The 13,212-nt window shown below is 66.1% G+C and carries 7 protein-coding genes; 1 reads left to right on the forward strand and 6 read right to left on the reverse strand.

All coding sequences use genetic code 11. The features are described from left to right. Positions 1 to 46: 46 nt before the first annotated feature. From fdhF to apbC, 5 genes are all read right to left on the reverse strand, one after another. On the reverse strand, positions 47 to 2,917 hold the full coding sequence (fdhF, locus tag AC1D1F_RS04955) for a formate dehydrogenase subunit alpha (RefSeq protein ID WP_477696340.1): 2,871 nt from the start codon (positions 2,915 to 2,917) through the stop codon (positions 47 to 49). Then, positions 2,914 to 4,737, reverse strand: coding sequence for an NADH-ubiquinone oxidoreductase-F iron-sulfur binding region domain-containing protein (locus tag AC1D1F_RS04960; protein ID WP_477696341.1), 1,824 nt, complete (start codon positions 4,735 to 4,737; stop codon positions 2,914 to 2,916). Before AC1D1F_RS04960 ends, fdhF begins: the two co-directional genes overlap by 4 nt. A gap of 87 nt (positions 4,738 to 4,824) precedes the next feature. Beyond that, positions 4,825 to 6,462 carry an OFA family MFS transporter gene (locus AC1D1F_RS04965; RefSeq protein ID WP_477696342.1) on the reverse strand — a complete coding sequence of 546 codons (1,638 nt, stop codon included), beginning with the start codon at positions 6,460 to 6,462 and terminating at the stop codon, positions 4,825 to 4,827. Between the two features lie 281 nt (positions 6,463 to 6,743). Then, a complete protein-coding gene (locus tag AC1D1F_RS04970; RefSeq protein ID WP_477677847.1) occupies positions 6,744 to 7,685 on the reverse strand; it encodes a LysR family transcriptional regulator in 942 nt (313 codons plus the stop codon). A gap of 28 nt (positions 7,686 to 7,713) precedes the next feature. Then, complete coding sequence (gene apbC, locus AC1D1F_RS04975; protein WP_477677848.1) at positions 7,714 to 8,805, reverse strand: iron-sulfur cluster carrier protein ApbC; 1,092 nt, start codon at positions 8,803 to 8,805, stop codon at positions 7,714 to 7,716. 456 nt (positions 8,806 to 9,261) lie between these two features. On the opposite strand from apbC, the gene metG reads away from it, so the two are divergent. Next, complete coding sequence (metG, locus tag AC1D1F_RS04980; RefSeq protein ID WP_477678458.1) at positions 9,262 to 11,340, forward strand: methionine--tRNA ligase; 2,079 nt, start codon at positions 9,262 to 9,264, stop codon at positions 11,338 to 11,340. A gap of 38 nt (positions 11,341 to 11,378) precedes the next feature. On the opposite strand, the gene AC1D1F_RS04985 is transcribed toward metG, so the two are convergent. Continuing rightward, complete coding sequence (locus AC1D1F_RS04985; protein WP_477678459.1) at positions 11,379 to 13,148, reverse strand: sensor domain-containing diguanylate cyclase; 1,770 nt, start codon at positions 13,146 to 13,148, stop codon at positions 11,379 to 11,381. Positions 13,149 to 13,212 lie beyond the last annotated feature (64 nt).

Here is a 13,212-nt window from a genome sequence, read left to right on the forward strand (position 1 = left end):
GCCCGCAGTGTACGGCGGGGTATGCCCCCCCGCCGGCAAAGACCCTCTAGCGGGCAACCCCTTCGCCATAACCCTGGGTCGCCGACACCTGGCCGCCGCGGCGTATCGCGACGGCGCAGTACTTGAACTCCGGGATCTTGCCGAAGGGGTCCAGCGCGGCATTGGTCATCAGGTTGGCGGCCGCCTCGTAATAGGCGAAGGGGATGAAGATCGCGCCGTGCGGCGTGCCGTCGTCGCGGCGCACGTGGATGGCGACCTGGCCGCGCCGCGACTGCACGGTGATCACGTCGCCGGCCTGCAGCCCGAGCTCCGCCAGGTCGTCGCCGCACAGCGAGGCCGTGGCCATGGGCTCAATCGCATCGAGCACCGTGGCGCGGCGCGTCATGCTGCCGGTGTGCCAGTGCTCGAGCTGCCGCCCGGTGATCAGCACAAAAGGGTAGTCCGCGTCGGGCCGCTCGTTGGCCGGGATGATGTCGGCGGGCACCAGGTGGACCCGGCCGTCGTTGGTGGCGAAACGATCGATGAAGACGGTGGGCGCGCCGGGGTCGTCTTCGGTGAGGCAAGGGTAGGTCACGCTGGACTCGCGCTCCAGGCGCTCCCAGGTGATGCCCGAGATGGCCGCGTGCATGGCCTGGCGCATTTCCTCGTAGACGGCCGCCACGCCCGAATGCTCGCCCGCGTAGTTCCAGGTAAGCCCCATGCGCTGGGCGATCTGCTGGATGATCCAGAGGTCGGGTTTGGCCTCGCCGGGCGGCGTGACCGCCTGCTTGCCCAGCTGCACCATGCGGTCGGTGTTGCTGACGGTGCCGGTTTTTTCGGGCCAGGCGGTGGCCGGCAGCACGACGTCGGCGAGCCAGGCGGTTTCGGTCATGAAGATGTCCTGCACCACCAGGTGCTGCAGGCTGGCCAGCGCGTGGCGCGCGTGGTTAAGGTCGGGGTCGCTCATGGCCGGGTTCTCGCCCATGATGTACATGCCGCGCACCTTGTGCGGGTCGCTGTCGGGCGCGAGTGCCTTGTGCATGATCTCGACCACGGTGTAGCCGGGCTTTTCGTCCAGCGGGGTGTCCCAGAATTTCTCGAACCAGGCGTGCGCGCCGGCGTTGTCCACGCGCTGGTAGTTGGGGAACATCATGGGGATCAGGCCCGCGTCGCTGGCGCCCTGCACGTTGTTCTGGCCGCGCAGCGGGTGCAGGCCGGAGCCGGGCTTGCCGATCTGGCCAGTCACCGTGACCAGCGCGATCAGGCAGCGTGCGTTGTCGGTGCCGTGCACGTGCTGGCTGATGCCCATGCCCCACAGGATCATCGCGCCCTTGGCCTTGGCGAATTCGCGAGCTACCTCGCGCAGGGTTTGCGCCGGGATACCGCAGATGGGCTCCATGGCCTCGGGGCTGTAGCCCTTGACGTTTTCCTTCAGCGCCTCGTAGTTGCTGGCGCGCTTGCTGATGAAGTCCTGGTCGGCCAGGCCTTCGTCGATCACGGTGTGGATCAGCGCGTTGAGCATGGCCACGTCGGTGTCGGCCTTGAACTGCAGCGTTCGCCAAGCGTGTTTGCCGATGTCGGTGATGCGCGGGTCGGCGAGCACGATCTTGGCGCCGTTCTTGGCCGCGTTCTTCATCCAGGTGGCGGCCACCGGATGGTTGGACGTGGGGTTGGAGCCGATCACGAAGATCAGGTCCGAATGCTCGACGTCGTTGACCTGGTTGCTCACCGCGCCCGAGCCCACGCCCTCAAGCAGCGCCGCGACGCTGGAGGCATGGCACAGCCGCGTGCAGTGGTCCACGTTGTTGGAGCCGAAGCCGATGCGCACCAGTTTCTGGAACAGGTAGGCCTCTTCGTTGCTACCTTTGGCCGAGCCAAAACCGGCCAGCGCCTTCTTGCCGTGCGTGTCGCGCAGGCCCTTGAGGCCGCCGGCCGACAGGGCCAGGGCCTCTTCCCAGCTCGCTTCGCGGAACACCTCGGACCAGTCGGCGCTGTCGCGGTTGAGATGTTGCAGCGCCTCGGGGTCTTTGGCCACGCCGGCCTTGCGGACCAGCGGCACCGTCAGGCGCTGCGGGCTGTGGGCATAGTCGAAGCCGAAACGGCCCTTGACGCACAGGCGCGAATGGTTGGCCGGGCCGTCGCGCCCGTCCACGCTGACGATCTTGTTGTCCTTGACGTTGTAGGTCAGCAGGCAACCGACGCCGCAGAAGGGGCAGACCGAGTCGACCTTTTTGTCGACCACTTGCGAACCAACCTGGGATTTCGGCATGAGCGCGCCCGTCGGGCAGGCTTGCACACATTCGCCGCAGGCCACGCAGGTGCTGTCGCCCATGGGGTCGTCCAGGTCGAACACGATTTCGCTGTGCGAGCCGCGCATGGCGTAGCCGATCACGTCGTTGACCTGCTCTTCGCGGCAGGCGCGCACGCAGCGGTTGCACTGGATGCAGGCGTCCAGGTTCACCGCCATGGCGGGATGCGAGACGTCGGCCTTTGGCTGCTCGCGGCGCAGGGCCTTGAGTTGGGGGCGCACCTGCACCTCCATGCGGGCCGCCCATTCGCTGAGTTCGCCGTGCTGCAGCGACTCGTCTTTTTCATTCCATTTGTAGCCGGCGTCGGGCATGTCGGACAGCAGCATCTCAAGCACCATCTTCTGGCTCTTGAGCGCGCGTTCGCTCTGCGCCTGCACCTCCATGCCGGCAGTGGCGCTGCGGCAGCAGCTGGGCGCCAGCGTGCGCTCGCCCTTGACCTCGACCACGCAGGCGCGGCAGTTGCCGTCGGGCCGCAGGCCGTCCTTGTAGCAAAGATGGGGAATGTCCACGCCGTGGCGCGCGGCGGCCTTGAAAATGGTCTCGCCTTCGTAGGCATGGACGGTCTTGCCGTCGAGCTTGAACTCGACGGTCTGCGGCGTCACTTCAACCAGTTTGGCGGGAGCGTTCATGCGGTGGCTCCAATCTCGTGCGGGAAATATTTCTGGATGCTGCGCACCGGGTTGGGCGCGGCCTGGCCCAGGCCGCAGATGGAAGCGTCGGTCATCACAACATTGAGGTCTTCGAGCGTGTCGCCGTCCCAGTGCTCGGCCTGCATCAGCTTCGCGGCCTTGGCCGTGCCGACGCGGCAGGGCGTGCACTGGCCGCAGCTTTCGTGTTCGAAGAACTTCATCATGTTGAGGGCGGCGTCGCGCGCGCGGTCCTGGTGGCCCAGCACCATGACGGCGGCCGAGCCTATGAAACAGCCATAAGGCTGCAGGGTGTCGAAGTCCAGCGGGATGTCGCCAAGCGAGGCCGGCAGGATGCCGCCCGAGGCGCCGCCGGGCAGGTAGGCGTAGAAGTCGTGGCCCTCGGCCATGCCGCCGCAGTATTCGGCGATCAGTTCCCGCACGGTGATGCCGGCCGGCGCCAGCTTGACGCCGGGCTGCTTCACGCGGCCGCTCACGCTGAAGCTGCGCAGGCCCTTGCGGCCGTTGCGGCCGAAGCCGCTGAACCACTGCGGGCCTTTTTCGACGATATCGCGCACCCAGTACAGGGTCTCGAAGTTGTGCTCCAGCGTCGGCCGGCCGAACAGGCCCACCTGCGCGATGTAGGGCGGACGCATGCGCGGCTCACCGCGTTTGCCTTCTATGCTTTCGATCATCGCGGACTCTTCACCGCAGATGTAGGCGCCCGCGCCGCGCCGCAGTTCGATCAGCGGCAGCTCGCAGGGCGGGTCCGCGCACAGTTTGGCCAGCTCGGCCTGCAGGATGGCGCGGCAGTCATGGTATTCGTCACGCAGGTAGATGTAGCAGGCCTCCACGCCCACCACCTGGGCCGCGATCAGCAGGCCTTCGAGGAAGCGGTGCGGGTCGCGCTCCAGGTAGCTCCGGTCCTTGAAGGTGCCGGGTTCGCCCTCGTCGATGTTGACGGCCATCAGGCGCGGCGCCGGCTGATCGCGCACGATGCGCCATTTTCGGCCGGCCGGGAAACCCGCGCCGCCCAGGCCGCGCAGGCCCGAGTCTTCCATGGACTTGATGATGCGTTCCGCGTCTTCCTCGCCGTTGACCACTGCGGCGGCCAGCGCGTAGCCGCCGTGCGCGCGGTACAACGCGTAGCCGGTGTACTCGGGCATCGCGGCCACCTCGCCGGTGCCCGTACCGGTCACGCTGTGTTCAGCGAAATCGGCGGCGATGAAAGGAGCGGCGGCCTGCGCCGTGCTTGCGGGCGCCGGGGCCTGGCCGACCGCGGAAACCACGGCCTCCAACGTCGCAAAAGGCACGGCCTGCTGGTGCACCGCCACGGCGGGTGCCTGCTCGCAGCGGCCTATGCAGGGCGCGGCGATCACGCGCACGTCCTGGCTTCCGAGCAGCGCCGGCAGGCGCGCCAGCAGATCCTGAGCGCCAGCCAGCTCGCAGGCCAGGCCGTCGCAGACCCGCACCGTCAGGCCCGGGGCCTGGGCGTCGCCGCGCACCACCTCAAAGTGGTGATAAAAAGTGGCGACCTCGTAGACCTCGGCCATCGGGATGTTCATCTCTTTGGCCAGAGCCACCAGGTGCCTGTCGTGCAGGCAGCGGTAAGCGTCATTGAGCGTGTGCAGGTGCTCGATCAACAGGTCGCGCCTGTGGCCCGCCTGCGGCCGCGCGCCTATCAGCGCGCGCACCTCGTCCAGGGATTGGTCATCCGCCTGGCGCCCCTTGAGTTTGCTCTTGCGGCGTATGCGCTCGCGCATTTCGTCGACCGTGGCGACGGCGACGGCTTTGACTTCGGGACTGCGACCAGGATGGTTCATTGTTGGCTTGGCCGACGTCCCCGCGCGCGGGCGSGGGGACGGCTTGGCTTGAAACTAAAAATCGTCAATCAATCGGTAAAGGAATGCTCAGGCAAAAAACTTGGCCACGCTTTGCAGCGTGCGGTAGATGCCCCAGGCCAGGGGAATGCCCACCGCGAGCCAGGCCAGCACCACCACCGCGGGGCTGACCGTGCTGCCGTTGCCGCCATTGCCGCCGTTGGCGCGGTGCAATTCGGAGGCTGCGGCTTTTTCGTGCGCCAGGCGTTTTTCTTCCGCGAGTTCGCTGTCCGTCATGAACCACTTGGGGTTCAGCGGGCGCACCAGCAGGTTGCAGATGAGGCCTATCACCAGCATGCCCACCAGGATGTACATGGTCTGGTTATAGACCTGTTCACGCGGGATGCCAAGGCCGAGCTGGTATTCGCGCATGTAGTTCACCACCACCGGGCCCAGGATGCCGGCCGTGGCCCAAGCCGTCAGCAGGCGGCCGTGGATGGCGCCCACCATCTGGGTGCCGAAGATGTCGGCGAGGTAGGCCGGCACGGTGGCAAAGCCGCCGCCGTACATGCTCAGGATCACGCAGAAGGCGCCGACGAACAGCAAAATGCTGCCGGCCGCCGCGCTGCCCGGCACACTGAAATACAGCACGCCGCCCAGCACGAAGAACACCACATAGGTCATCTTGCGGCCCAGCTTGTCGGACAGGCTGGCCCAGAAGAAGCGGCCGCCGATGTTGAACAGGCTCAGCAGCGCGGTAAAGCCCGCGGCGACGCCGGCAATGGCCGCCAGCTGGGTCTTGTCGAGCTCGCCGAACTTCTTGGCGACGCCGATCAGCGAGCCGCCGAAGACTTCCTGCAGCATGGGCGAGGCCATGCCGATCACGCCGATGCCGGCGCTCACGTTCATGCACAGCACCATCCAGATCAGCCAGAACTGGGGAATGCCCCAGACTTTTTTCACGTGCACGTGGCGCTGCGTGATCATGGTGTTGTTGCTCGCGGGCGGCGGCGTCCAGCCTTCGGGCTTCCAGCCGGTTTCAGGCACGCGGTAGCCGAAAGCGCCGGCCATCATGAAGACGAAATAGCCGAGCGCCATGACAACGAAGGTCTGCATCACGCCAACGCTGGTCGGCGTCGCGAAATATTTCATCAGGTCGGCCGCCAGCGGCGAACCTATCATCGCGCCGCCGCCGAAGCCCATGATGGCCATGCCGGTGGCCATGCCGCGGCGGTCCGGGAACCACTTGATCAGCGTGGAGACCGGCGAGATGTAGCCCAGCCCCAGGCCTATGCCGCCAATGACGCCGGAGCCGAGGATCATGAGCCAGAACTGGTGCAGGTAAATGCCCAGCGCCGATATCAGCATGCCGCCGCACCAGCAGACAGCCGACACCACACCGGCTTTGCGCGGGCCGGCGCGTTCCAGCCAGCCGCCCCAGGTGGCCGCTGAAATGCCCAGCAGCACGAAGAACAGGGTGTACATCCAGCCCAGCGTGGAAATTTTCCAGTCGCAGCTGGTGGTGAACAGCTCGGCGAAAAAGCCGACTTCAGGGCCGCATTTGATGGATTCCTTGATGCCCAGCGCCCTGGACAGCGGCAGCCAGAACACCGAAAAACCGTAGGCCATGCCTATGCACAGGTGAATCGCCAGCGCGGCGGGGGGAACCAGCCAGCGGTTGAAGCCGGGGCCGGCAATGATGCGCTCTTTATCGAGAAATCCTGACATGTCTTTCATCTCCGTGTTATTGCTTATGTATTTCCCACCCTGATCGAGGTGCGCGAAGTGTCGCGGCCACACGGCAACACGGTCAAATTGAATCGAGACATGCCCCCATTCAAAAACTAAATCAATAGAGCCCCCACGGTCGCGCACTTCGAGCCTGCGGCGCGCTGCCCCTTTCCTCACGTAGGGGGCCGCTGCGCCTGCGGCCCGGCAAAGCCGGTTCCGCGGCCCCTGCTGGTGTGGGAGCCCCTTGCTGGGGTGTGGGGGAGATTCGCTGGAAGCGGCTAGACGCTGAGCAAGCCGCTGTGGGCTGCGGCGTGGCGCAGCCAGCCTGCGTCCTGGGCCAGGGCCAGGGCCGCTTCGAGGGTGCGGGAAGGGTCGCCGCCCTGGGCCATGAAGCCTATGCTGGTGCGCACCTCGGGGCTGACCAGGGGCAGGGCTTCGAGTTCACGGTAGCCGCGCACCGCGCCGACCAGCGCGCCGGGCATCACGGTGCAGACATTACCTTCAGCCACCGACAGCGCGAGTGTGAGGATGGAGTTGGTCTGGATGACGGGCTCGCAGGCTTCACCAGCCTCCTGGAAGGCCTTGTCGACGATGGTGCGGTTGTGCATCTCGCGCGTGAGCAGGCACAGGGGGTGTTTCGCGGCCTCGGCCCAGGTGATCTTGGGGCCTATTTGCATCAGGTCCTGGCTCGCCTTGGCGGCGCGGCGAACAAAGAAGTAGTGCTCCGTGTACTGCTTGATCTGGCGCAGGCTGGGCCCGTTGGCGCGCAGCCGGTCGGTATAGCCCAGGCCCATGTCCAGGGACAGGCTTTCCAGGCCGGCTTCCAGCTCGTTGGAGCTCATGGAGCGCACCGTCGGCGAGATGCCGGGGTAGCGCGCCTGCAGCAGCGCGCAAAAGCGCGCGGCAACCGGCATGGCGGTGGGCACTGCCCCTATGCTGAGGCTGCCCTGCGGCTTGCCGATGCCGCTGTCGAGCTCCTGCTGCAGCATTTCGCGCTCATGCAGCATGCGCTGGGCGCTGAGCAGCACGCGCTCGCCTTCGGGCGTGAGGCCTTCGAAGTTGCGCCCGCGCCGCACGATGACGGTGCCGAACTCGCGCTCCAGCGCGCGCAGCGCGTTGGACAGCGCCGGCTGGGTGATGTGGCAAGCCTGCGCCGCGCGGCCGAAATGTTTGTGCTCGTCGAGAGCGGCCAGGTAACGCAGGGATGCCAGCAGGTTCATGGGGGTGCGCCTCGCCGCCTGGTGCGCTTCAGGTGTTCTTGCTGATGGTGATGGTCGGGAACTTGGCGGAGAAGTCCTTGGCCTTGGCCGCCACGGTGACGGCCATCTTGCGCGCCACGGCCTTGTAGATGCCGGCGACCTCGCCGTCCGGGTCGGCCACCACAGTGGGCCGGCCGTTGTCGGCCTGCAGGCGGATCTGCATGTCCAGCGGCAGCGCGCCCAGGTAGTCCATCTTGTAGTCGGCCGCCATCTTCTTGCCGCCGCCCTCGCCGAAGATGTGTTCGGCATGGCCGCAGTTGCTGCAGATGTGCACCGCCATGTTCTCGACGATGCCCAGGATGGGCACGCCGACCTTCTCGAACATCTTGATGCCCTTCTTGGCGTCGAGCAGCGCGATGTCCTGCGGTGTGGTGACGATGACCGCGCCCGTCATGGGCACGCGCTGCGACAGCGTGAGCTGGATGTCGCCGGTGCCGGGCGGCATGTCGACGATCAGGTAGTCCAGGTCTTTCCAGTTGGTCTGGCGCAGCAGCTGCTCCAGCGCCTGGGTGGCCATGGGGCCGCGCCAGATCATGGCCTCGTCCTGGGCGACCAGGAAACCGATGGACATCACCTGGATGCCGTAGTTCTCCATGGGTTCCATGTTCTTGCCGTCCACACTCTCGGGCCGGCCTTCTATGCCCATCATCATGGGCTGGCTGGGGCCGTAGATGTCGGCGTCGAGCAGGCCGACGCTGGCACCCTCGGCCGCCAGGGCCAGGGCCAGGTTGACGGCGGTGGTGCTTTTGCCGACGCCGCCCTTGCCGGAAGCCACCGCGATGATGTTCTTGACGTTGGGCAGCAGCTGCACGCCGCGCTGCACGCTGTGGCTGGCAATCTTCACCGTGACGTTGACCGAGACGTTGCCCACACCCGCCACGCCCTTGACGGCGGCGATCAGGCTTTTGCGCAGGCCGGCAATCTGGCTCTTGGCCGGGTAGCCCAGCTCGACATCAAAGGACACGTCGCTGCCGCTGAGCTGCAGGTTTTTAAGCGCCTTGGTGCTGACGAAATCCTTGCCGGTATTCGGGTCGAGCACGGTCTGTGCGGCATTCAGGACTGCCTGTGTGTCCAGGGACATGGGGAAATACTCCGTTGAATCTGTCGGGGTGGGCCGGCGCTGGGGGAGCGGCGGGCCTGCGGGGGGCTTGGCCTGAAGTCTAACGCCGTGGCGGCGCCCACTGGGGTCATGGGGGCTTGGCGGGGCAACGTAGCCCCTGGGCGACTTAAAATCGCGGGTTCGAACCTGTTCACGGTCTAAACGGGGCCGCGCAAGCACCTTCTCGGGATGGGATGCAAGGCGCGGTGCGACACCCATAGCACAGCTATGGGTTAGCGCCGCAACGCCGCAGACCGCCCGAGAAGGCGCTTGCCCTCCGGGTTGGGGTGAAATCGGGCGATTGAGCCACCCAGTCCCTTGCATGGGCATTAGCCCATGCGACGTGCCCGGTCGGCCCACTCATCCCGATTGCACCCCAACGCGGCCCCGTTTAGACCGTGAACAGGTTCTACCCTCATTAAGCCTACAAAGATAACCATGTCCCAGCGCCGCCTGTTCGTCACCACCGCCCTGCCCTATGCCAACGGCAATTTCCATATCGGCCACATCATGGAATACATCCAGGCCGACATCTGGGTGCGTTTCCAGCGCATGCAGGGCCATGCCGTGAATTTCGTGGGCGCCGACGACGCCCACGGCGCACCCATCATGATCGCCGCCGAAAAAGCCGGCAAGACGCCGCAGCAGTTCGTGGCCGACATCGCCGCGGGCCGCAAGCCCTACCTGGACGGTTTCCACATCAGCTTCGACAACTGGCATTCCACCGACGGCCCGGAAAACCACCAGCTCGCGCAGCAGATTTACCTGGACCTCAAAAAAGCCGGCCTGATCGCCACCAAGACCATAGAGCAGTTCTTCGACGCCGAGAAGAACATGTTCCTGCCCGACCGCTTCATCAAGGGCGAATGCCCCAACTGCCATTCCAAGGACCAGTACGGCGACAACTGCGAGGTCTGCGGCGCAGTCTACGCGCCCACCGACCTGATCAATCCTTATTCGGCCCTGTCGGGCGCCAAGCCGGTGCTCAAGAGCTCGGAGCATTTTTTCTTCACGCTGTCCGACCCGCGCTGCGTGGAATTCCTCGAAAAATGGACGCAGGACGGCAAGCTGCAGCCCGAGGTCGCCAACAAGGTCAAGGAGTGGTTCTCGGTGCGCGAGAACGCCGACGGCACGAAGAGCGAAGGCCTGGGCGACTGGGACATCAGCCGAGACGCGCCTTACTTCGGCATTGAAATCCCCGATGCGCCGGGCAAGTATTTTTATGTATGGCTGGACGCGCCGGTCGGCTACCTGGCCTCGCTCAAAAACCTGCTCGAAAAGCGCGGCGAGAACTACGACGCCTACATGGCCACGCCCGGCCTGGAGCAGTACCACTTCATCGGCAAGGACATCGTCACCTTCCACACCCTGTTCTGGCCGGCCATGCTGCACTTCAGCGGCCGCAAGACGCCAGACAACGTGTTTGTGCACGGTTTCCTCACCGTGAACAACGGCGAGAAGATGAGCAAGAGCCGCGGCACCGGCCTGGACCCGCTCAAGTACCTGAGCCTGGGCATGAACCCCGAATGGCTGCGCTACTACCTGGCCGCCAAGCTCAATGCGCGTAACGAGGACATCGACTTCAACGCCGACGACTTCATGGCGCGCGTCAACAGCGACCTGGTGGGCAAGTACATCAATATCGCCAGCCGCGCCGCGGGTTTTATCAGCAAGCGCTTTGCGGGCCAACTCGGCGAAGTGTCGGCCGACGGCGCCGCGCTGCTGGACGCGCTGCGCGCCGCGAAGGACGTGATCACGCCGCTGTATGAGAGCCGCGAATTCGCCAAGGCCCTGCGCGAAACCATGCTGCTGACGGACCGCGTCAACGCCTATGTGGACCAAAACAAACCCTGGGAGCTCGCCAAGCAGGACGGCATGGACGCGCGCCTGCAGGACGTCTGCACCGTCTGCATCGAAGCCTTCCGCTTGCTCACGATTTACCTCAAGCCTGTGCTGCCCGCGCTGGCCGCGCAGGTTGAGGCTTTCCTGAAGGTCGGCCCGCTGGGTTTTGCCGACGCCGGCGCCATGCTGGGCAAGGGCCATGTGATCGGCGACTACAAGCACCTGATGCAGCGCGTCGACGTCAAGCAGCTCGATGCGCTGTTTGAAGCACCGGCCCAGGCCGAAGCCGCACCAGCCGCGCCCACGGACCTGCCGGGCGGCGAGGCGCTGGCCCCCACTATCACGATTGACGACTTCGCCAAGGTCGACCTTCGCATCGCGAAAATCGTCAACTGCGAAGCGGTCGAAGGCTCGACCAAGCTGCTGCGCCTGACGCTGGATGCCGGCGAGGGCCGCATGCGCAATGTGTTCAGCGGCATCGCCTCGGCCTACAAACCCGAAGACCTGGTCGGCAAGCTCACGGTGCTTGTCGCCAACCTGGCGCCGCGAAAAATGAAGTTCGGCATCAGCGAAGGCATGGTGCTGGCCGCCAGCCATGCCGATGAAAAAGCCCAGCCGGGTATTTATGTGCTGGAACCGCTGCCGGGCGCGATGCCGGGCATGCGCATCCACTAAGCCGCGGACAGGGCGAGCGCTTTCCGCGCCGCCCGGCCTCAGCCTGCCGCCGCGCTGATAAAGCGCAGGCCGGTGCCGGAACGGCCAGACAGCTCCCTCAGCACATCGCCCATGGCGTGCAGCAACTGCTCGGCGTCGGGCTGGTTGAAAGGCGCCTCGGCCACGGCGATCCTGAACTGCATCATGGTGCCGGGCGGCAGGCTGGGGCTGTCGGCCAGGCCGCGGGCGATCAGGCGCTGCGCCATCTGCGTGAGTTCGTCGCGCGTGAGGTGGCCCTGCAGGATCAGCAGAAAATCGCCGTCTCGATGCCGCGCCACGGTATCGCCGTCGCTGGCCACCCCCGCCACGCAGGCCCCGGCCTGCACCACCGCGCTTTGCGCCGCTTCCATGCCGTAATCCTGGCGGATGTCGATGGCGTTGCCCAGCCGCACGCGCATCACCGCGCCGGCGCCCGGGTCGCGCCGCTGGCGCACCAGCAGGGCGTCCAGCCGCAGCAGCAACACACGGTGGTTGCCCAGCCCGGTCAAGGGGTCCACGCGCGTGAGCGCGCCGACGCGGGCCTGGTTGTCGCGCTTTTCACGGCTGCGCAGGTACAGGGCCACCACCAGCAGCAGGATCTCGAATGCCGCGCCTATCTGCGCGCCGTACTGCGTGGCCACCCCCAGCGGCAGCAGGCCCTGCGTACGCAGTATGGGAAACACCGAACCCACCGTCAGGCAGACCATGGCGGCCAGCACCCACATGCCGACCAGGGGCCGGCGCCAGACATACCAGCCGGCCACGCTGAGGTAGACGGCCATGCTGCCCAGGTAATAAGGGGTGGCAAGGTTGAAGGAGGACTTGTTGCCCATCACCAGGAAAGCCGCCAGGATGCCCGCGCCTATCAGCGTCATCATCAGCAGGCCGCGTGACAGCCAGGGTGCGTCGCGGTCAACCACCATCTGCCGTAAAAAGAGGTGCAGCAACGCGGCGGTGGCCAGCGTCATGGCGACCGGCGCACTGTCGTTCCACCAGGCGCTGCCCGGCCAGAGGAATTCACCGGCCAGCCCGGTCAGCGCCAGCTGGCCCGCTGCCACCACCAGCACATAGCCCGCGAAAAAAAGATGGATGCCGTCGCGCCAGGACGCGGCATGTAGCGCGCTCATCAGCGCGATCAGCAGCACCAGGCCTATGTACACCCCGAGCAGCAGGTGCGCCTCCTTGGACTGTTCGTGGAAGCTGTCGGGGTCGGACAGTTGCCAGGGCACGCTGATGGGATAGTTGTGCGCCACGCGCAGGTAGGTGGGCCGGGTTTCGCCGGGCTGCAGCAGGAGCTCGAACGCCGGCGTCAGATGGCGCACCGGCCAGGCCGAGACGGGCACCGCGTCGCCCGAACGCTCGAGTTGCCAGGCACCGGCGCCGGATGCCCCAGGCGCGGGTCGGTACAGGTCCACGCTGTCCATATTGGGATGGGGAACGGTGAGCATGAGTGGCGTGGGCTCACCGACCGCCGGCAAGGCCAGCCGGTACCACAGCGCCGCCCCGCCCCCGGTGGGCATGATGGCCCCTGACTCGACGGGACTGCCCTCACCGGCATCAAACTTGCTGCGAACCTGCTCGAAGGTCAGCGTGCCCGAGTTGTCGACCAGCACCTGGCCCTCGCCCATGACGCCGCGCCCGGCCTTGAAAGGGCCAGTCACCACGGCTGCGGGGTTTGTGGCGGGGATACCGGCGGGAGCGTCTAGCGCTGGGGAAACAGGAACTTCCTGCGCCAGCGCCATGGCGTGGGCCAGCAGCAAAGCGGCCAGGAAGGCGGCAAGGGATGGCAAGCGCGGCAGTACCAGCGAAGAAACAACAACAGGCAATCACGTCCCCCGAAAAAAGCATGCCGAA

The organism is Polaromonas sp. P1_H6 (genome assembly GCF_056405195.1).

What these genes read in the sequence shown, in the direction of transcription:
- AC1D1F_RS04965 (WP_477696342.1), bottom strand. Translation starts at nt 6,462, where the DNA reads ATGTCAGGATTTCTCGATAAAGAGCGCATCATTGCCGGCCCCGGCTTC.
- AC1D1F_RS04970 (WP_477677847.1), bottom strand. Translation starts at nt 7,685, where the DNA reads ATGAACCTGCTGGCATCCCTGCGTTACCTGGCCGCTCTCGACGAGCAC.
- fdhF (WP_477696340.1), bottom strand. Translation starts at nt 2,917, where the DNA reads ATGAACGCTCCCGCCAAACTGGTTGAAGTGACGCCGCAGACCGTCGAG.
- AC1D1F_RS04960 (WP_477696341.1), bottom strand. Translation starts at nt 4,737, where the DNA reads ATGAACCATCCTGGTCGCAGTCCCGAAGTCAAAGCCGTCGCCGTCGCC.
- apbC (WP_477677848.1), bottom strand. Translation starts at nt 8,805, where the DNA reads ATGTCCCTGGACACACAGGCAGTCCTGAATGCCGCACAGACCGTGCTC.
- metG (WP_477678458.1), top strand. Translation starts at nt 9,262, where the DNA reads ATGTCCCAGCGCCGCCTGTTCGTCACCACCGCCCTGCCCTATGCCAAC.